Source organism: Dendronalium sp. ChiSLP03b (genome assembly GCF_034531165.2).
Taxonomy (GTDB): Bacteria; Cyanobacteriota; Cyanobacteriia; order Cyanobacteriales; family Nostocaceae; genus Dendronalium; species Dendronalium minutum.
In genome coordinates this window covers 71,368-89,504 of the sequence record NZ_JAVRBR020000147.1, presented here as the reverse complement: position 1 = coordinate 89,504, position 18,137 = coordinate 71,368, and the positions used below count along the sequence as shown (strand labels likewise).

General features: G+C 42.1%; 19 protein-coding genes and 1 pseudogene. 13 read left to right on the top strand and 7 right to left on the bottom strand.

Features of this window, described 5'->3' with window-relative positions; translation table 11 throughout:
- Window positions 1–14: 14 nt before the first annotated feature.
- The 3 genes from RMY31_RS33910 to RMY31_RS33900 form a co-directional block, all read right to left on the bottom strand.
- Window positions 15–233 carry a hypothetical protein gene (locus RMY31_RS33910; protein WP_322658670.1) on the bottom strand — a complete coding sequence of 73 codons (219 nt, stop codon included), beginning with the start codon at window positions 231–233 and terminating at the stop codon, window positions 15–17.
- A 10-nt stretch (window positions 234–243) separates the two neighbouring features.
- Window positions 244–1,611, bottom strand: a complete 1,368-nt coding sequence (locus RMY31_RS33905) for an ATP-binding protein (protein ID WP_322658671.1) — start codon at window positions 1,609–1,611, stop codon at window positions 244–246.
- A 326-nt stretch (window positions 1,612–1,937) separates the two neighbouring features.
- A complete protein-coding gene (locus RMY31_RS33900; RefSeq protein ID WP_322658673.1) occupies window positions 1,938–3,980 on the bottom strand; it encodes an elongation factor G in 2,043 nt (680 codons plus the stop codon).
- Window positions 3,981–4,260: 280 nt separating this feature from the next.
- On the opposite strand from RMY31_RS33900, the gene RMY31_RS33895 reads away from it, so the two are divergent.
- The 7 genes and pseudogenes from RMY31_RS33895 (at window position 4,261) to cobO (ending at window position 8,693) form a co-directional block, all read left to right on the top strand.
- Entirely contained in the window at window positions 4,261–5,202 is a 942-nt protein-coding gene (locus RMY31_RS33895; protein ID WP_322658674.1) for a tetratricopeptide repeat protein, read from the top strand.
- A gap of 168 nt (window positions 5,203–5,370) precedes the next feature.
- Entirely contained in the window at window positions 5,371–5,919 is a 549-nt protein-coding gene (locus RMY31_RS33890) for a phosphate-starvation-inducible PsiE family protein (RefSeq protein WP_322658675.1), read from the top strand.
- Window positions 5,920–6,262: 343 nt separating this feature from the next.
- Window positions 6,263–6,502 (top strand): hypothetical protein, encoded by a 240-nt coding sequence (locus RMY31_RS33885; protein WP_322658676.1) that lies wholly within the window; start codon window positions 6,263–6,265, stop codon window positions 6,500–6,502.
- 659 nt (window positions 6,503–7,161) lie between these two features.
- A complete protein-coding gene (locus RMY31_RS33880) occupies window positions 7,162–7,314 on the top strand; it encodes a hypothetical protein (protein ID WP_409879242.1) in 153 nt (50 codons plus the stop codon).
- 8 nt (window positions 7,315–7,322) lie between these two features.
- Window positions 7,323–7,472, top strand: a complete 150-nt coding sequence (locus RMY31_RS33875; RefSeq protein WP_322658678.1) for a hypothetical protein — start codon at window positions 7,323–7,325, stop codon at window positions 7,470–7,472.
- Between the two features lie 36 nt (window positions 7,473–7,508).
- Window positions 7,509–7,796: pseudogene (locus RMY31_RS33870) on the top strand (IS4 family transposase); the annotation flags it as partial.
- Between the two features lie 210 nt (window positions 7,797–8,006).
- Window positions 8,007–8,693, top strand: coding sequence for a cob(I)yrinic acid a,c-diamide adenosyltransferase (cobO, locus tag RMY31_RS33865; protein WP_322658679.1), 687 nt, complete (start codon window positions 8,007–8,009; stop codon window positions 8,691–8,693).
- Between the two features lie 216 nt (window positions 8,694–8,909).
- Here the strand turns inward: cobO and RMY31_RS33860 are convergent, their stop codons facing one another.
- The 4 genes from RMY31_RS33860 to RMY31_RS33845 all read right to left on the bottom strand — a co-directional run bounded on the left by RMY31_RS33860 (window position 8,910) and on the right by RMY31_RS33845 (window position 13,222).
- Window positions 8,910–9,743 (bottom strand): hypothetical protein, encoded by an 834-nt coding sequence (locus RMY31_RS33860; protein WP_322658680.1) that lies wholly within the window; start codon window positions 9,741–9,743, stop codon window positions 8,910–8,912.
- An 849-nt stretch (window positions 9,744–10,592) separates the two neighbouring features.
- Window positions 10,593–12,641 (bottom strand): pentapeptide repeat-containing protein, encoded by a 2,049-nt coding sequence (locus tag RMY31_RS33855; protein WP_409879239.1) that lies wholly within the window; start codon window positions 12,639–12,641, stop codon window positions 10,593–10,595.
- A 30-nt stretch (window positions 12,642–12,671) separates the two neighbouring features.
- A complete protein-coding gene (locus tag RMY31_RS33850) occupies window positions 12,672–12,962 on the bottom strand; it encodes a hypothetical protein (RefSeq protein ID WP_322658307.1) in 291 nt (96 codons plus the stop codon).
- A gap of 32 nt (window positions 12,963–12,994) precedes the next feature.
- Window positions 12,995–13,222, bottom strand: coding sequence for a hypothetical protein (locus tag RMY31_RS33845; RefSeq protein ID WP_322658308.1), 228 nt, complete (start codon window positions 13,220–13,222; stop codon window positions 12,995–12,997).
- A gap of 225 nt (window positions 13,223–13,447) precedes the next feature.
- Between RMY31_RS33845 and RMY31_RS33840 the strand changes: the two genes are divergently transcribed.
- The 6 genes from RMY31_RS33840 to RMY31_RS33815 all read left to right on the top strand — a co-directional run bounded on the left by RMY31_RS33840 (window position 13,448) and on the right by RMY31_RS33815 (window position 18,104).
- Entirely contained in the window at window positions 13,448–13,696 is a 249-nt protein-coding gene (locus RMY31_RS33840) for a hypothetical protein (RefSeq protein ID WP_322658309.1), read from the top strand.
- A complete protein-coding gene (locus RMY31_RS33835; protein ID WP_409879237.1) occupies window positions 13,689–13,949 on the top strand; it encodes a type II toxin-antitoxin system RelE family toxin in 261 nt (86 codons plus the stop codon). Before RMY31_RS33840 ends, RMY31_RS33835 begins: the two co-directional genes overlap by 8 nt.
- A 97-nt stretch (window positions 13,950–14,046) precedes the next feature.
- Window positions 14,047–14,814: a Uma2 family endonuclease gene (locus RMY31_RS33830; protein WP_409879235.1), complete on the top strand. Its 768-nt coding sequence runs from the start codon at window positions 14,047–14,049 to the stop codon at window positions 14,812–14,814.
- A gap of 16 nt (window positions 14,815–14,830) precedes the next feature.
- On the top strand, window positions 14,831–15,016 hold the full coding sequence (locus tag RMY31_RS33825) for a hypothetical protein (RefSeq protein ID WP_322658312.1): 186 nt from the start codon (window positions 14,831–14,833) through the stop codon (window positions 15,014–15,016).
- 349 nt (window positions 15,017–15,365) lie between these two features.
- Window positions 15,366–17,225 carry an NAD(P)H-quinone oxidoreductase subunit F gene (locus RMY31_RS33820; RefSeq protein WP_322658313.1) on the top strand — a complete coding sequence of 620 codons (1,860 nt, stop codon included), beginning with the start codon at window positions 15,366–15,368 and terminating at the stop codon, window positions 17,223–17,225.
- A gap of 177 nt (window positions 17,226–17,402) precedes the next feature.
- Window positions 17,403–18,104: a carbonic anhydrase gene (locus RMY31_RS33815; RefSeq protein ID WP_322658314.1), complete on the top strand. Its 702-nt coding sequence runs from the start codon at window positions 17,403–17,405 to the stop codon at window positions 18,102–18,104.
- Window positions 18,105–18,137: the final 33 nt, after the last annotated feature.

The window sequence follows — 18,137 nt, the reverse complement described above, 5'->3', positions numbered from 1 at the left end:
ACAATTTAGATTTATCATTGCAAGACTTCCCAATCCTCTATAGGTATAGGAGGCTCAAATGGATCTTCATAGTGAATAACTGTTCCCCGTAAAGGATAAGGATTAGATTCTGAAGGTTTGGGAAAACGTTCTAAAATAATGATTTCTACTGCTTCGCCTTCCTGAAATGGTAAATCCTCAAGAATTAAAGTTCCATTTTTAGTTAATTTTGTTTCAATTCGGTGTGCTTTCATAGTTACTCTGCTATTTGTGATCTAATAAATGAGCAAATGATTTCATTTGTCTTAACCCTTCCTCACGCCAATTATCATCATTCTCTCCTTCTTCTAAACTAAATAATCTTTCTCTACACAGAATTTGCAATAACAGTGGCCAGCAGCAACTTTGTGTCAAAATCCACTCTACATCTTCATCAGTGAAAGCAATTGGCGAACTCGCTATCAATTCTCGCGCTTCTGCCTCAGTCAATGCTTTCAAATATGCGGTGTAGCCGAAAATATTGAAAAAAGGCGAACTATGTCCCGTGTTTCGCGCCAGTTCAATGGGTGATTCGGGGGTAGCTAAGATAAACGCCAAATTTCCGCCTGTGTGGTTAGTTGCCAAAGACCGCAAACTCTCCCAAAAGCCATCATCTAATTCTGAACAGCGTTGCAAGCCAACACTAATCTCATCCAATAAGATGACTGTGGGAGAAGACAAATTATCGCTGACTACATCCATGAAACGATCTAAATCGCAAGGTGTCGGGACTTCCATCTTCAGTGATTCTAGGATGTACTTTAACAGTCCTGCTCGGCTTTGCATTCGTGTGTCTTGTAAGTCTACGAATACCCATTGATAATTTTTTGGATGCGATAGCCAATCAGATTTTTGCTCAGGACGCAGCTGTTCTACTGGCGTGGTGGTGATATTTTTTAAGTAGTGCAGTAGAGAGGTTTTACCACTGCGTTTTTTACCGATAATGGCAGCGTTTTGCAGGGGATGGCGTTTGAGTAAGTTGAAAAGGCGTTTCAGTTCCTTGTCTCGCCCAAAAAAGTAACGCGGCTGGGTGATGGGTGCGCCTGTGATGAAGGGTGATGCTTCTTTATTTGTTTGCTGGAGTTTAAGTGGAGATTGAACTTGGTTTTCTAATATTTGGGTTTGTAAAGCTAATTGCAGTGCTGCTTCAATTTGATTAAGTTCAGCTTCCAGATTTGCTAATTTAGCTTTTTCTCGTTCCAACTGCTGTTCTAATTGAAACTCATTTGTCGTTCCAGTCTCAATTACTAACCCTCTCCTGATCCGGCTGACTTTTTCGTGTTGGATATTCCACGCTTCTTGAAGTCCGTCTCGTTTCTTCTCTAATCTAAATTGTTGTTCTGCACTCAAGGTTCGAGGTAGTTGAGTTTCTGGTTCTTTGTATGCAATTTCTTGCCAGTCTAGCCCTAATTTCTGGCTAAGTTCTACAAAATTCAGATAGTCAACAGGTTGACCATTGAGAAAGCTTTCGACTGTGGAGAGAGAAATTTCTATTTCATAAGCTAAAGACTGCTGGCTAGGATAGCCATTATGCTGAAGTGCTGACTTAACTTTTTCAAGATACTCTGAGGCTACCCGAAGCGATCGCGCCATCACTCCACATCTAGAAACTACTGAGAGTATATCAGGTTTTTATACTAATCCCAGTTTGTGAATGAAGCTTTGAGCTTCGTGAATGAGTCTTTGATATTAGTGCGAGAGTCTTTAATACTCGCGCGAGAGTCTTTGATATTCGTGAACAAGTCTTTAATACTCGCGCGAGAGTCTTTGATATTCGTGAACAAGTCTTTGATACTCGCGCGAGAGTCTTTGATATTCGTGAATGTTTAAATAAACTACAAGCAAGGACACCCATCAAGAGTGTCCCTACAAAGAAAATAGATTAGATTCTAGATAAATCCAAAATCTCAAATCTCAAATTACTTGCCGTTACCATTACCATTGCCGTTGCTAGCAAGGACACGTTCGGCTAGTTTTTCCGGCACTTCTTGGAGATGGTCATATTCCCAGTGGAAAGAACCAACACCGAGGGTTAGCGATCGCAGCTCTACAATAAAGTTTTGCATCTCTGCTTGCGGCAAGTATGCAGCTATATTATCCCAGCCTTGCCAATCGTTTCTGCCCTCATAGCCTAAAATTTGTCCCCGTCTGCCACTCAATAATTGCAGCACCTTGGAAGTAAATTCGCTGGGTGTTGTCACTGCGACGCGCAAAATCGGTTCTAACAGGGTAGGTTGCGCCTGGGGTATCCCCGTTTGCATTGCCAGTCGGGCAGCTTGCTTAAAGGCTTGTTCGGAACTATCGACGCTATGGTAAGAACCGTTGGTTAGGGTGACTGCCAAATCCACGACGGGGAAGCCCAAAGGCCCGTGTACTAGAAACTCCCGCACACCCATTTCCACCCCAGGAATGTACTGTCTGGGAACGACACCCCCAACAATGGTTTCTTTGAAGTTAAAACCTTCACCGCGTGGTAGAGGTTTGATATCCAGGAAAACATCGCCAAACTGTCCGTGACCACCGCTTTGGTGCTTGTAGCGTCCGTGAACTGATGCCACAGGTTTACGAATGGTTTCTTTGTAAGGTACTTGTGGCAAGTGGGTTGTCATCGGCAAGTTATATTTGCGGCGCAGTCTGTCTAGGGCAACTTGCAAATGAATTTCGCCTTGACCCCAGAGGATAACTTCGTGGGTGTCGCCGTGCTGTTCCCAAGCCAGGGAAGGATCTTCTTCTAACAGTTTGGTAATGGCACTGCTGAGTTTTACTTCATCGTTGCGCTTTTCTGGTGTAATGGCCAGAGCATACACTGGTTCCAATTGTTCAGCTTTGGGTAATTCCAGCGCCGATTGCTCTGTAGAAAGTATCTCTCCTGTCTTGATGCCCTCTAAACGGCTCAAGGCCACAATTTCACCAGCACCAGCTTCATTAACTGATTGCTGTTGTTGTCCCATGAGGCGATAGATTCCACCAGCGCGAATGCCATTTAGGACGATACCATCGGTTAATTTACCCCGCCAAACACGCACTAAAGAAAGTTTGCCACCTTGGGGAGTGTAATAAGTTTTGAGTACCTGTGCTAAGGGTGTGTTGCCTTTTGAATTTTTTAAGCGACGTTCTGCTGTGGTTTCTGGTTCGGGTGCTTCCCTTAGCAAAGCTTCTAACAAAGGTCTAACACCATAATCTTGTTCTGCTACACCAAAGAAGACGGGCACTACTAAATCTGCCCCTAATTCCATTTTTAAATCTTTGAGAATTTCTTCTTGAGGTGGTTCTATATCTTCTAAAAGTTCTTCGAGTAAATGGTCGTCAAAATTTGCTAAGGCTTCGAGCATTTCTGCCCGTGCTGCATGTTCTTCGTCTTTTAAGTTTTCGGGAAAAGGTATGGGATCAGCAGGTGCGCCTGGATGATATGCGTATGCCTGTTCGCTCACCATATCAATAAAGCCGGTGAGTTGTTCCCCTTGCATGATGGGATATTGGTGCGCTACCAGAGGACGACTGGAAACTGCTTTGATGGCATGTAATGTTTCCAAGACGTTAATATTTGCCCGATCCATTTTGTTGACAAAGACAAGGTGGGGAATTTCCCAATCGTCTAAGAATTTAAATAGAGGAGCAAGGGTGAGGACGCGATCGCGTATGGGTTCGCAAACTACAATTGCCGCATCAACTCCCATTAAAGCATTGTATGTTTCTTGGGCAAATTCCACCGAACCCGGACAATCAATAAAGGTGAAACGAGTCCCTTCATAGTCGGTGCTAGCCGCGCTAATCTCTACACTCATGTGGCGATCGCGCGATTCTGCTGCACTATCTCCGACTGTGTTACCATCCTTTACACTGCCTTTGCGGGAAATCGCCCCTGTGACAGATAACAAGCTTTCTAGTAATGTAGTTTTTCCACTCAAATAAGGACCAACAATTGCAACATTCCGCGAACCCGATTTTACTTTTTCGTTCATAAAACCTCCTTTGCGGTAAGTCACTCTTACCCGCATGATTCTGTGTTTGCAAGGATCGATAATTCTTCTCTGGGGGAAAGGTTATCCCTTCCTTAACTTGCCATTATCCTCTTTTTAATTACAAGCAAAAAAAATTGTAGTTTGTCGTAAGAATTAGCTTAAGAAAAGTTAAGTATTACAAAATTTGATGGAGAATGTAATAAATTTTGTGAACACCTTATTGGTAAAAAAACTTTGTATGAAGTAAACGTAACTTAAACTGTTGCAAGTCAAAGAATCAATGAGATTATCATTATATAAATATCGTATAGTAGGGATTATAAGTTTGCTATTAATGGCAGGTAATCTCCTCTCTCCCCCTGCTTCTCCTGCTCCCCCTACTCCTTTGCCCCTCCGCCCCTCCGCAAGGCTGGTACAATCTAGAAGTCAAACTGCCACAGACTGGTTAAACCAAGGGTTACAGTTAATTCAAGCGGGAAGGGCGCAAGATGCGATCGCTGCTTTTAACCAAGCAACCCAACTAGATCCTAAGTTAGCGGCAGCACATTATAATTTAGGGCTAGCACTGCGACAAACGGGGCAATTAAAACCAGCTGCGGAAGCATTTTATCGAGCAACCCAAGCCGATCCCAATTTTGCATTAGCCTTTGCCAATTTAGGCGGAGCATTGTTAGAAGGAAATAATTTACAACAAGCGAACGATTACTTACAACGAGCGCTGCAACTCGAACCAAAACTGGGTTTTGCTCACTATAACTTAGGGTTGGTACGAGAGCAGCAGGGGAATTGGGAAAAAGCGATCGCGTCCTTTAAAAAAGCAATGGAATATAGTAAAAATGCGCCTGAGCCTCCCTATCATATGGGTATATGTTATCTCCAGCAAGGCAAACTCGATCGAGCAAGAGAAGCATTCCGTCAGGCATTAAAAATTAATCCTAAATATCCAGAAGCTCATTATAATCTGGGGACAATTTGGTTTAGTAAAGGCAAATTACAAGAGGCATTAGAAGCTTTTAGAAAATCAGCCCAAGCTAACTCCAACTATCCTAATGCTTATTATGGTGCCGGATTAGTTTTTATGCAGCAAAAGCAGTTTGCAGAAGCAGCGCAAGTATTTCAATATGCCAGAGATTTATACAATGCTCAAAATAATCCTCAATGGGCAAATAATGCCGCACAATTGTTGCAACAAGCACAAAATTTAAATTACTATCCTCGCTGAGGCGCGATCGCTTGCGGATTGCGTAACATAAGATTATTGGGTGAATTGGCTGGTGTGGTTTCAGGAGGGGTATGGGGTGTAGGGGTGTAGGTGATTAAGACCCTTACACCCTCACACCCTTACACCCTTTTGTCCAATGAACTAGTCCCAATTGAAATGGAAACGTACATGCAAAAGCGCTTCAAGAGTCGATTTTTATTTTGCGATCGCTGGCTCGATCGCCATGCAATTGTTCGCAACATGGAGGCTTTTCAAGACCTAATTGTGATTATCCTCTGTTTGGGTTTATTTGCCGTCATGCTGCTACAGTTGTGGGGAATACTTATTGCCCTCACGCAGCCACTAGACTACAAAGCTGTGACTGCAAAAATACTATTTGTGTTGATTTTGGTTGAGTTATTTCGACTTTTAATGGTTTATTTGCAAGAGCATAGCATTGCTGTTGGGGTAGCAGTTGAAGTCACAATTGTATCTGTACTACGGGAAGTAGTTGTTCACGGTGCGTTAGAAATTTCAGGAATTCATACGGCTGCAATTTGTGGCTTATTATTAATTCTGGGTGGGTTATTAATAGTGTGTGCTAAAACCCCACACATGGATTGCATAAGTGCAAACACCAAGTTATGCCCTATTGTCCATAAAGGAAGTCAAGAACGGCACAACGAACTGGAATTTCAGTATTCACGTCATTATGATGAGCATCAACCTTTAGGGTAAAAGTGCTGAGTTGAGACGCGATTATACTCTTACGAGAAGCCGCTCTTACGAGCGTCTACGCGTCTGTACAAGGGAGTGGGGAAGAGATATTTTCATACCACCGTTGTGTGATTCTTCATATGAAGTTCTAGTTTGTGAACGATACATGGGTTTCTCTGTTACAAATAAGCCAATAGATGGTCATTCTTTAGCTAGATAAACTCAGCCATGAGTCGCAATCTAGAACTACTATTGATTGAGGCTGCGTAAGCAGCCTTTGTGTTTTTTTCTACGCTTTTGGGGAGATGAATAACTCTATTCAAGTAAGTAAAAATTAATCAGAAACCTTAGACAGGGAAAATTTATGACTACAGGTAACGGACATTCTCAAGAACCCATTAGCAACCTAGAGTACGATTTTATTACTGTGTTGCACAATAAAGCTGAAGCTGTGAAGGCATACGATACTTATATCAAGGATGCACAAGAAGCTAACTCTCAGCCTTGTGTAGAATTGTTCCAAAAATTACGGCAATCTGATATGGAGCAAGCACAACAAATTCGCCATCATCTGCAAGAAGTGATGCAACACGGCAAGATGTAAAATTGGTGAGCTAAAAACAGCAAGCAGCAATTGCTATTAGGCAAACTAATTTTTATCTGCTTGCTGTACTTGATTTATGTTGTAGGGGATGGTTGAAACAACTAGTTAAAATTCTTCATGAAGTACACCGTTGCAATTTTTTTCATCGAGATATAAAGCCTTCTAATATAGTTCTTCAACCAACGTCCAGCAACTACTGAAGTAATTTTGCAGCGATTAGAAAAGCTACCTCAGCAAATTAAAAATTATAGATTAGCTAATTCTAAACTAGGCAAAGGCTATTAATTGTCTTGCTGTCGTTATGTACTAAAAGTCTGTAGCAATCAATAACACAGCAAGCGCTCTCAAGCTTCAACCTCAACCCATTAAGCACACTTGCAGATGCTTCCTTACTAGATGAGCAAGCCATAGCCCAGACAGAAACAGCTATCTCGAAACCCAAGCCGAGTCCCGTAACCACAGACCCTCTGATACCATTTCCCAAAAATAATGATACAGAGCCAAACCCAGAAACCTAGACTAAATTTGATATTCCAGATACTGTGACGAATGCAAGGGTATTTGGAGTTCATCTTTTAGGACGCAAAACTCTGATTCGTTCTTTCAATCCACGTGAAGTTGTTCAGGAGATTTATGGCTAGCTTCCTGGACATTGAGCTGTGCGCTCCCTCATGTTCCAAGTTGCCGATCGCGCTCAAATATCTCCTTTCCGATTGAGCTTTTCTGGGACGCTTAATATTGTCCGTCGGGCTGTTCCCAAATTTCAACGTCTACAACCTGAAGAAATACCCTTTTTTTCACCTGGCTTGTAAGGGAAATTTTGGATGAGCAGATTCCAGAACCCGAAGGAAGAAGTAATCCCCGTGTTGTCAAAAAAACTAGAGCTAAGTTTCCTTCAAACAAGCCGATACATATTGGTCAAGGAGCAAAATTAGAAACACTCACTTTTTCTATACTCAATACCGCTTAGAGCTTAACCGAACTGTATTGGCTGTGGAGCGCCTGTCTCCCCTCTAGAATTTTACTAATATCTTTTATTTATAGTATGGCCACCTTTTAAGGACAGAAAATTAAGCGTATTGGCATTCAAAAATATGTTGCTAGAGTCAAAGAATATGGACGATTGACAAGAAGACATAGCAGTTTTTATGTTGGTTTATATAGTCAAACTTGGGTGAGTTTCATAGATAATTACTGGGGTATTGTTCAAAGCTTAATAAGATTAAATCGTATCAAATTAGAGTATTATTTACGAGATATGAGGGCTATGGAGCTTATTTTGTCTACCTTTTAGCTTTCATGCCGCCCCCTCAGGTTTGTATATCATATAGTTTTGCCTCTCGATCTAAAAATAATGATAAAAAAGCTATTACAGTATCAACGTTTTTCAAAGTGATATTGCTGGACATTTACAAAAAACACTTTATGTAAAATTGTATAAACAACAAAATTGTGCTTGCTTGTATTCAGTTGTAACAGTTATTTTCAGTATCCCTATAGGTTAATGAAAAGCGATACACCAGAAGAGTTAAACTCAGATAAAGAGATTGAACGTTTAATTGACGAAGTAATGTCCTCAAATCTACCTGAGCTAACCGATGAGCAGTACCGCCAGAAAATGCAGCGACGTAAAGAAGTGCAGGAGCGGCGGATAGCACAAGCTGTGCCAGAAAAAGGATTAATTATTGTAAATACTGGTAACGGTAAAGGCAAAACTACTGCGGCGTTGGGGATGGTGTTACGATCGCTTGGTCATGGATATAAAGTAGCGATCGTCCAATTTATTAAAGGAGGCTGGGAACCTGCTGAAAAAGCGGTTTTCAGCCATTGGCAAGACCAGCTAGAATTTCACGCTATGGGTGAAGGCTTTACCTGGGAAACCCAAGACCGCGATCGCGACCTTGACAAAGCCAACGCTGCTTGGGAAAAATCATTAGAATACATCCGCAATCCTGACTTTCAGCTAGTGCTGTTGGATGAAATCAATATTGCTTTCAAAATGGGTTATTTAGAAGTTGAAGAAGTGTTAGCTGGCCTAGCAGAAAAACCACCTAACAAACACGTTATTCTTACAGGTAGAGGCGCACCACCCGCAATAATTGAGCGAGCCGACTTAGTGACAGAAATGACTCTAGTTAAGCATCCTTTTCGCGATCAAGGTGTTAAAGCGCAACCAGGGATTGAGTATTGATGTTAGTTGTCATATCATGTCCGGCAAGTCACTTATTATATGTCATTGCGAGTGGAACAAAGCAATTGTTGCATTCGCAATAATTATTTAAGCGGACAACTGATATCATGTCCGCTTAAATAATTATTGACTAATGATAAATGACGAGTTATGAAAACAGTTAAAATCCATAATTCATCATTCATCAGCCATCAGTCACCAGTTCTTGAAAGTCTTTTACTTGACTAGCTTTGTGTAGATACCTGCGGAAGATTGATTACACATCTGCAACATGCGTTGGTCATTAGTACTAATAGAATTGAGCCGATGATAATCTTGCAGTGCTACCGAGTAAGCATAGGTGTTTAGCTCATCTTCATTAAAGCTAGGTAGTCTATTGGCTGTAGCGACATCATTGGAATTGCTTTCATCTGGTGAGCCAGTAACCGTCATTGCCAACTCTCCTGATTTGTCCAGTGTGCCCTGGAAGCAGCTAAACTCTGACTGGGGCATATATAATGCACCTGTTACCTTACCCTGCTGCTTTTGAAATAGGACATATCCTTGGCCAAGCTGATTTGGTTGTGGTGATTGACCATAGAGATAAACCCCATCTTTTGTAGGGAAATTCGCTCTTGGCTTAACTCCTGGCTCTTTTGTAGCTTTTTGATTGTCCACAACCATTGCTGTCGTGGTTGTGGGTGTTGCTTTTACATTCTTCGATAAAGTTGCAGAAGAAACTAGTTCTGGCTGCTGTTGAAAGTTCTCTTCTAGATTCTCACTGACATAAGCCTCACTATCAAAAGAAGCCATACGCAGTTGACTTCTCTGCTCTCTAACTTCTCTTAACTGCGACAACAGAGGAGTTTTGTTACTATTGTCACTTTCTTCACTTTGATTTGTCGATTCTGAGAAATTGGTAGTCAATGTGGCGGATGTCGGTACCTTTTGTATTTCGTTACTCAGCACGGGCCTAGTCTGCTCACCCACAATACCAAGGGTAAAAAGTAAGCCAAAAAAGGTAATTGGCAACTGACGTGCGGAAAATAATTTAAAAATGTTGCTAAGCACCCTACCACTCCTGTTAGAAAATTAACTGTCTCCTCTGCGCCTTACTTAAACAATAACCAAGTATGTATCGTTCAAGGCTCCGTCAAAGGTTTGATATATATTGCTTGGAATAAAAAAAGTTCAAAACTCAAGTTTTTGCCGAATTTTGGACGATAAGCTCACACTACCATTGATAAAGCAATTCGCTCTTCACCCATTAGATTCACCCGATCGGGCGATGCAAATGAAAAATTCTACTTGTCATTAATTTGAATGTCTTATTTTTTTGCATTTCAATTTTTAAAAAATAATTAACATTTTTGTCTTGAAGTTAACTTTATCAGGAACATAGAGATCTACAATAGCCAGTTTCTTGATTCCGAATTAGTTCAGATATTTTTCGAGAGAAATAGACTGATTGTCAAAGCCTGTAGAAGATTGCCGCTTTTTAATAGAGTAAATACCGCACCAAAGGCTAAATTCGATTCTAAACAGCTAAAAATAAGATTTTTAGTCTGCTCGAACAAACTTTTGCCATTAGTCCAAAACTCAATTTCTGAGCGGATCGAGTATTTTGGCAAGAAATACTGAATTTACAAGACCTGAAGATATTGCATTGCGATCGCTTGAAACTTTCAAAACTTTAATCCTCAAGGCAATATCCGTTCTCAATTAACTTTGTTTATTGACTCTGAACTTGAGCCACGATAAACCTACCATTTAATGACCTTCGTCAAAAATACCTCGTGTGCCAGTTCAAAGAGCGGTAATGTAGTCGGTGGAAATTTGGGGATGTGGAGACGCGAAGACGTAGAGATGCGGAGAGAAATTTGAGGGGGAATAGGGAGTGGGGACGGGAAATTTTTATCTTTAGCTCAAACCAAATAGCTTGGCGATCGCAGGCAATAATTTATTAGCAGCTTCAGCTAATGTGGCAACTGCGGGTAAGCCGGAAAATAAACCTTTCAACATGGTGATTGCTGTTTTTGCAGTCTTTTGCTTTGTCGATTCTTGGGGATTTTGACCTGCTTGTGCTAAAGCTTTCACCTGTTCTAATGCTTCGGCTTTGTCTTCTTCTGGCAAATGTGAGGACTGTGTAATTGCATCTTGCAACTGCGACAACAATTCTTTAATTCCTGGTTTATCTGCTTCTGGTGAATCAGGCAATTGATTGATGGCAATACTCACATTGCCGCTGATGGTTCCGAGATTCGCAACAGAACTACCTCCAGCGATACCGCTGACATTACTGCTGCCTTGAATGTTGATGCCGCTGATATCAGACACGTTGGTATCTCCTTGGGTATAATATTTGGGCTGCTGGAGTGCAGTCGTTATCATATTTTCTAAACTACGAATGCGATCGCTTTTTTCTACAAGCAATAATTGCTGACTCTGCGATAAAGCTTTGAGTTGATTATAGTCATCAAAGTATTCTGCACTTAGTTGAGATTTATCACTACCTGCTACGGTTTTAGCTCTGAGTAAGAATTTATCATTGCCGCGCTTCTCCATTGCCACGATTTCTAACTCGGCTTCGGGATGGTTTTGTGCGAGGTTTTTGAAAGCAATGGCAACAGCACGCGGGTCAACGCCTTGATTGTGGTAAAGGTCGAGGGTATCAAAAATTGGCTTGATAAAGTCGGCAAAATCGCCGTCTGCAAATACCTCTTGCTTGTTATCGGGTTTGCGGAGAGGGTCGGGGTCTTCTTTGGTGGGTAAGCGCATAAAGATATATTCACACCTTACCCCATGCAATTTAGTTGTATTTGTAATACCCCAATCTTCAATGTAAGCTCCAGTGAGGGTTGCACCTGTTAAATCTGTACCGTCTAGTTGCGTTTGCTTGAGCTTTGCTCTTGACAAATCGGCATCTTGTAAATTGGCTTCGCTAAAGTCAGCACCAATAAAGCTGGCATCTGCTAAGTTAGCTTCTTGTAAGTTAATACCTCGTAGGTTTTCACGGTCAAAGTTTTTGTTCTGTCCTTGTCCTGTAACCAGCAGTTGACGTACTTGTGGCTTTTGCAGATAAGCGAAACCAGGGCGAACACGGTTAAGCATTTTGGCTTGATGCCAACAAGTACGGGTGAGTATAGTGTTGCGGAAATCTGTACTTTTGAGTCTAGCTTCGGAGAAATTAGCATTGGTTAAGTTAGCGTTACGAAAGCTTGTACCTCCTGTAGCTGCAAAGGCAATAGCAACATTACGAACTAGGGAATGTTTTTCGTTTCCTTTCATCGCCTGCCAAGCGATGTAAATGCTCAGTAACATTCCGGCTCCGGCGATCGCTCCGGCGAAGGCTCCGACAAAGATGAAGACTTCGGCAAAAGCTCCGGCGCTGGCGATAGCTCCGACAAAGGCTCCGGCTCCGGCGCTAGTGATAGCTCCGGCAAAAGTTCCGACTCCAGCGATGGCAATAGCTCCGGCAAAGGCTCCAGCTCCGGCGATGGCGATAGCTCCAGCAAAGGCTCCGGCTCCAGCGATGGCGATAGCTTCGGCTCCAGCGGTGGCGAAGGCAAAGGCTGCGGCGATAGCGAAAGCGAAAGCAACGCCTCCTAAACTAGCTGTGAATCCTTGACGGATTGTGATGAAGTAAAAAGCAATTAATATGATTAAAGCAACCCAGCTCGTAATCTGGTTCCCTATGTTGGATGAGTTAAATATTTGCAACACTAAGTAAGCATTGAAAGCCCAGAGAAATCCTAACAATCCCGACAAGAAGAATGAGACAAGAACTAAACCAATTACCCAACGTCGTTGCAGTCCTGCTTTGGCATGGTTGAAGTTTGCTCCTCTCAGACTAGCGTTGGTGAAGTTTGCCCCTCGGATGTCGGCATAGCTAAAGTTTGCACCCGCAAGGTCTTGTCTACCTTTGAAGTTGCGTCCTCGGAGATTTTGACCGGAGAAGTCTAAAGCCATGTTCCAGTTTACACAGGTGAGCAAATTTTACTACACGCTTAAGCTTATATGTTCAGGAATAGTGAGATAGATTTGTTCGTTGAGGCTTAAAGCCGCAACTTCGACAGTCAAAACCGCAACTTTGAGGATAAAAGCCGCAATTTCGAGGCTTAAAGACGCAACTTCGAGGGTTAAAGCCGCAATGTCCAGGCTTAAAGACGCAACTTTGAGGATAAAAGCCGCAACGTTGAGGCTCAAAGGTGCAACTTCGAGGCTTAAAGCCGCAACTTCGAGGATAAAAGGCGCAACGTTGAGGTTCAGAGGCTCATCGCCGAGGTTCAAAGGCTGATTGTTGAGCTGCCATGAGAGTCAATTTACTCAAATTCCTGATAAATTAAAGACTGCGACTGTGCTGCTTCCTCGTCGCTGAGAATACCTGCAAACTGTAACAATAGATGAGAGAATTCGCTGTCTAAGTTAGCAGCTAGAGAACCGTGAGATGTTGCACCAATAAAGTCTGCAAGAGGATCGCTGCTTTCGGTGGATGAGTTTGATGTTGGTGATTTAACATTTTGTGCAATTTGTTGAACATACTGCAACACCTCTGCAAGGTGCTGCTCTGGCAGTTGTTCAATTGCGTCAAATATAGCTTATTTGGTTTTCATAGCAATGGTTCGTTGCTTTTTTCTATTTTGCTCCAGTTTAGAGTTCGCTCTAGAAGACTTTTGATTTTGGCATCGTATAACTTAGAGCTAAATCTGTTGACTCGCTGCTTTTAGCATATAAATAAGGAAATAAATCGATAATAAAGAGCGTTAGGTATATAAATGACAATGGAATCCAAGCAAGATAATGCTGCTATTCTTCAGGAAGCCGAGAAACGTTTACGGCGACTGTCTCCAGAAAAGCTGCGGGTAGTGAGTGATTTTATGGCTTATCTGGAGGAAAGAGAAGAAAATGAGGCAACGGCAGAACTGTTAAATATTCCTGGTTTTGAAGAAGCTTTGCATGAAGCTTTGCAGCAAGCTGAAACTGGGGAAGTGGTGCCGTTTGATAGCGTGCGTCGCCATGTATGAACTGCTGTTAACTCGCAAAGCCCAGAAGTTTTATCAGGAAGTAGATGCATCGCTAGCAGAACGTCTGAATCGTTGCTTCGATCAACTGCGAGAGAATCCTTACGAGCATCCCAATATTAAACGGCTTAAGGGTTCCTTTGCAGGACTTTTACGTTATCGAGTTGTCGACTGGCGGGTTGTCTATCAGATAGATGAAGCGCAACTTCTAATTACTATTCTGCTGATAGCCCATCGCAGCGATGTATATCAGTAAGTAAGTGGTCTGTAGCAATGTGGATAATGGAATTCGCGGCTATACGAACAAAGTTTCATAATAGAACTGAGAGTCTCATCGTCAGGACTGCTTGATAATGTATCAAACTGACCCGCCACGTTCCCCAAAAGATGTCTTACCTACCATGTACGATCTTCCTAGTGAAGACCCAGAGGAACCAGGTTTGCCCGATCAGTTTCATATACTGCAACCTCGTCTGTTAGACGAAACTTTTTGTCCACCAAATTACCCTAGCGATCGCATTTTTGTTGCTAGCGATTTGAATCTTTACTACGATCCGCAGCATCCACTGTGGTATAAGCGACCAGATTGGTTTGCTGTCTTGGGTGTTCCTCGTCTCTACGAACAACGGCATTTACGCTTAAGTTACGTGCTTTGGCAAGAGGGAGTCGATCCTTATGTGGTGGTAGAACTATTATCTCCTGGGACTGAAACTGAAGATTTAGGACAGACATTACGGGATATCGAACAACCACCAGGAAAATGGGAAGTATACGAACAAATTTTGCGCGTTCCCTATTACGCTGTATTTGATCGCTACAAATATGAGTTCAGGATGTTTAAATTAGATGGGGGGCGTTATGCTGAGGTAGCCCTGTCTGAATCGCGCTTTTGGATACCGGAACTGAAATTAGGTTTGGGTGTGTGGCACGGCAGTTATCAAGATGTCGAACAGCCTTGGTTGCGCTGGTACGATGGCACAGACAACTGGGTATCTACTTCTGTGGAACAAGAAAGACAAAGGGCTGAACAGGAAAGACAACGGGCTGAACAAGAAAGACAACGCACACAAAGGTTGATAGCACAATTACGTTCGCTTGGTGTGGAACCCGATTTAGATTAGTTTAAAGGAAATATTTATGAACCGCTCAAAAATAGTTGCCATTATAACAGGTGCAATTTCTATTATCTTAGCGATCGCCTACCTCATCCTCGTCCAACTGCTGGACTACCGAGATATGCAACCCGCCCCCATTAGCCAACTAAATTCCGCACCTGCTATCGCCATATACCAATGGCAGATTGACAAAACTACCCAAATATAAATTACATTTAGCCAACCTTTACAGACGCAACTGATTGCGTCTTTTGTCATTTATGTCAATTGCTAAAATCAATGATTTCTATTGATTGCACCAATACATTATTCATAGATAAAGAATAATAGTTATTATTCAGTAATCAAATAGTCACGTTATATAAGAATTATTTAGAGTAAATATCTCAGATTTATTTAGGTATAGTAATTCCCTTTTGGCAAATATAAAGGTAAGCTGTTTTTTAACAAAATTAAACAAAGATAAATTTGCAATATCTGCAATAGCGGGATCGACTGGGATCAACGCTGCTTGATTCAAAATCGCAAATTTTTGATGAAAATCTAGAGGTAAGTTAATGGCTCAGTTTCTATTGGAGACTGTTTGGCTAGTTCCTTGCTATGCCTTAATAGGTGGATTGTTAGCCGTGCCTTGGTCGCCGGGTTTAATTTATAAAACCGGGCCAAGACCAGCAGGTTATCTCAACTTGGTAATGACATTTTTGGCATTTGTTCATGCTGCCTTAGCATTACAAGCAACTTGGAATCAACCAGCCCAAGAAGTATTTATTCCTTGGCTATCTACAGCTGGTTTAAACTTGACCATCACATTAGAAATTTCCTCAGTGAGTGTCGGTGCGATCGCGGTAGTCACTGGCTTAAATTTGCTAGCGCAGATTTATGCCATAGGTTACATGGAAATGGACTGGGGTTGGGGACGCTTCTATTCTTTATTGGGATTGTTTGAAGCGGGATTGTGTGCCCTGGCACTATGTAATAACCTGTTCTTCAGCTATGTAATTCTGGAAGTCCTGACTCTGGGAACCTATTTACTAGTGGGGTTATGGTTTAGTCAGCCATTGGTAGTCACGGGTGCGAGAGATGCTTTTCTAACCAAGCGGGTGGGAGACTTATTCTTACTGATGGGGGTGTTGGCATTATGGCCCCTGGCTGGAACTTGGAATTATACAGAATTAGCAGAGTGGGCGACTACTGCAAACGTCAACCCAACAGTAATAACGCTTGTCGGTTTAGCATTAATTGCCGGGCCGATGGGTAAATGCGCCCAGTTTCCCTTGCACCTGTGGTTGGATGAGGCAATGGAAGGCCCTGTTCCCAGTACAATTTTGCGGAACTCGGTGGTAGTTGCTAGTGGTGCGTGGGTGCTGATTAAACTCCAACCTGTGTTAAATTTGTCGCCGATAGTTTCTTCAGCGATGGTGGCGATTGGTGCGGTGACAGCGGTGGGTGCTTCTTTAATTGCGATCGCCCAAATCGATCTCAAACGCTGCCAATCTTATTCTGTAAGTGCCTACATGGGTTTAGTGTTCATTGCTGTGGGAATGCAGCAAGACGAAGCCGCTTTGTTGTTGGTACTTTCTAATGCCATAGCCGCAGCTTTGCTGGTGATGAGTACCGGCGGAATTATCTGGAATAGCATCACTCAAGACGTAACTCAATTAGGCGGATTGTGGAAGCGTCGCCCGATTTCGGGCTTAGCCTTTATCGTGGGAACCTTGGGATTAATTGGTTTTCCTCCCCTCGGTGGCTTTTGGGCCTTGATGGAACTAGCAGATGGGCTATGGGAAACTCACCTTTGGTTAGTCGGAGTAATCATAACTGTAAATGCTTTAACAGCCGTGAGTTTAACCAGAGAATTCGCTTTACTTTTTGGCGGTAAAGCTAAACAAATGAGCGAGCGATCGCCTGAAGTTCACTGGCCGATGGTTTTACCAATGATGATTTTACTTGGCTTTACTCTGCATCTTCCCTTAGTGTTGCAAAGCTTATCACTGTTACCCAGTTGGGTAACCCTTAACAAAGATGTCGCACTACTGTTAATTTGGTCAACTCTTTTTGGTTGTAGCGTCACTGGCGTGATTTATTTAAGCAATATTCCTAAACCGATTCGCCTACCTTGGAAAGGTTTACAAGATTTGCTGGCATACGACTTTTACACGCCGAAACTCTATCGCATGACTATTATTTTCGGCGTTGCCCAACTTTCCAAACTTGTCGATATGATTGACCGCTTCGTAGTCGATGGCATCGTGAATATGGTTGGTTTGTTTTCGCTGTTCAGTGGCGAAAGTCTCAAGTACAGCACTACCGGACAAACGCAGTTTTATGCTTTCACAATTCTCTTAGTAGTAGGTATATTAGGAGGATTTCTGACTTGGCAATACTGGGGAAATCTGTTTTTAAATCTGATGTTTTGAAGCATACAGAATTTAGAAGGCAAAATCCAGAATACAGAATTCAGAATCAATTAATAAGGAAATGAAACCCGGATATTCATCTGCAAACCTTCCAAAAATAATACTGAATACTGAATTCTGACTCTTGAATTCTTTGTAATTAAATCTCTACTTTTTCGATCCAGTAAGGAGAATCCAATGACTACAAACTATCTTTCCAGAAGAAATTTACTCAAATACAGTGCAGGTGCGATCGCTACAGGAGTCGTCACAGCAGGAGTTAGTTCTAACTTAGTTATAGCCGAAGAAACTCCAGCTAAAGATGAGTTTACCCCCGATAAAGCATTGCAAGAATTGTTGGATGGTAACGATCGCTTTGTCAAAAGAAAACGTAAAAATCCTAACCAAAACCTTACACGTTTGCAGGAAGTCGCCAAAGGTCAAAAGCCGTTTGCTTCTATTCTCGGTTGTGCAGATTCACGAGTTCCTTCCGAGATTGTCTTTGACCAAGGTCTGGGAGATTTATTTGTCTGCCGTATAGCGGGTAATATCGCCACACCACAGCAAATTGGCAGCCTAGAGTTTGGTAGTTTAATATTAGGATCCAAGCTAATTCTGGTAGTAGGTCATGAAAGATGTGGGGCGGTAGAAGCCGCTATCAAAGGTGGTTCAGTACCCGGACAAATTGGCAAATTGATAGAAGCAATTAAACCAAATGTAGAAAGTTATAAAGACCAATCAGGAGATAGATTAGAAAAGGCCTGTAAAGCTAACATTTTGGCACAAATTGAAACGCTTAAATCTTCATCCGTGCTATCGGAATTAATCAAAGCTAAAAAACTAAAAATAGTTGGTGGCTATTACGATTTAGATACTGGCAAAATCAGCCTAGTTAGTTAACTTTTGTGTCTTATTTCATTAGTTATCTATTAC

What these genes read in the sequence shown, in the direction of transcription:
- RMY31_RS33835 (WP_409879237.1), top strand. Translation starts at nt 13,689, where the DNA reads ATGTATGAACTGCTGTTAACTCGCAAAGCCCAGAAGTTTTATCAGGAA.
- RMY31_RS33895 (WP_322658674.1), top strand. Translation starts at nt 4,261, where the DNA reads ATGAGATTATCATTATATAAATATCGTATAGTAGGGATTATAAGTTTG.
- cobO (WP_322658679.1), top strand. Translation starts at nt 8,007, where the DNA reads ATGAAAAGCGATACACCAGAAGAGTTAAACTCAGATAAAGAGATTGAA.
- RMY31_RS33840 (WP_322658309.1), top strand. Translation starts at nt 13,448, where the DNA reads ATGACAATGGAATCCAAGCAAGATAATGCTGCTATTCTTCAGGAAGCC.
- RMY31_RS33820 (WP_322658313.1), top strand. Translation starts at nt 15,366, where the DNA reads ATGGCTCAGTTTCTATTGGAGACTGTTTGGCTAGTTCCTTGCTATGCC.
- RMY31_RS33905 (WP_322658671.1), bottom strand. Translation starts at nt 1,611, where the DNA reads ATGGCGCGATCGCTTCGGGTAGCCTCAGAGTATCTTGAAAAAGTTAAG.
- RMY31_RS33815 (WP_322658314.1), top strand. Translation starts at nt 17,403, where the DNA reads ATGACTACAAACTATCTTTCCAGAAGAAATTTACTCAAATACAGTGCA.
- RMY31_RS33910 (WP_322658670.1), bottom strand. Translation starts at nt 233, where the DNA reads ATGAAAGCACACCGAATTGAAACAAAATTAACTAAAAATGGAACTTTA.
- RMY31_RS33900 (WP_322658673.1), bottom strand. Translation starts at nt 3,980, where the DNA reads ATGAACGAAAAAGTAAAATCGGGTTCGCGGAATGTTGCAATTGTTGGT.
- RMY31_RS33885 (WP_322658676.1), top strand. Translation starts at nt 6,263, where the DNA reads ATGACTACAGGTAACGGACATTCTCAAGAACCCATTAGCAACCTAGAG.
- RMY31_RS33855 (WP_409879239.1), bottom strand. Translation starts at nt 12,641, where the DNA reads ATGGCTTTAGACTTCTCCGGTCAAAATCTCCGAGGACGCAACTTCAAA.
- RMY31_RS33890 (WP_322658675.1), top strand. Translation starts at nt 5,371, where the DNA reads ATGCAAAAGCGCTTCAAGAGTCGATTTTTATTTTGCGATCGCTGGCTC.
- RMY31_RS33830 (WP_409879235.1), top strand. Translation starts at nt 14,047, where the DNA reads ATGTATCAAACTGACCCGCCACGTTCCCCAAAAGATGTCTTACCTACC.
- RMY31_RS33825 (WP_322658312.1), top strand. Translation starts at nt 14,831, where the DNA reads ATGAACCGCTCAAAAATAGTTGCCATTATAACAGGTGCAATTTCTATT.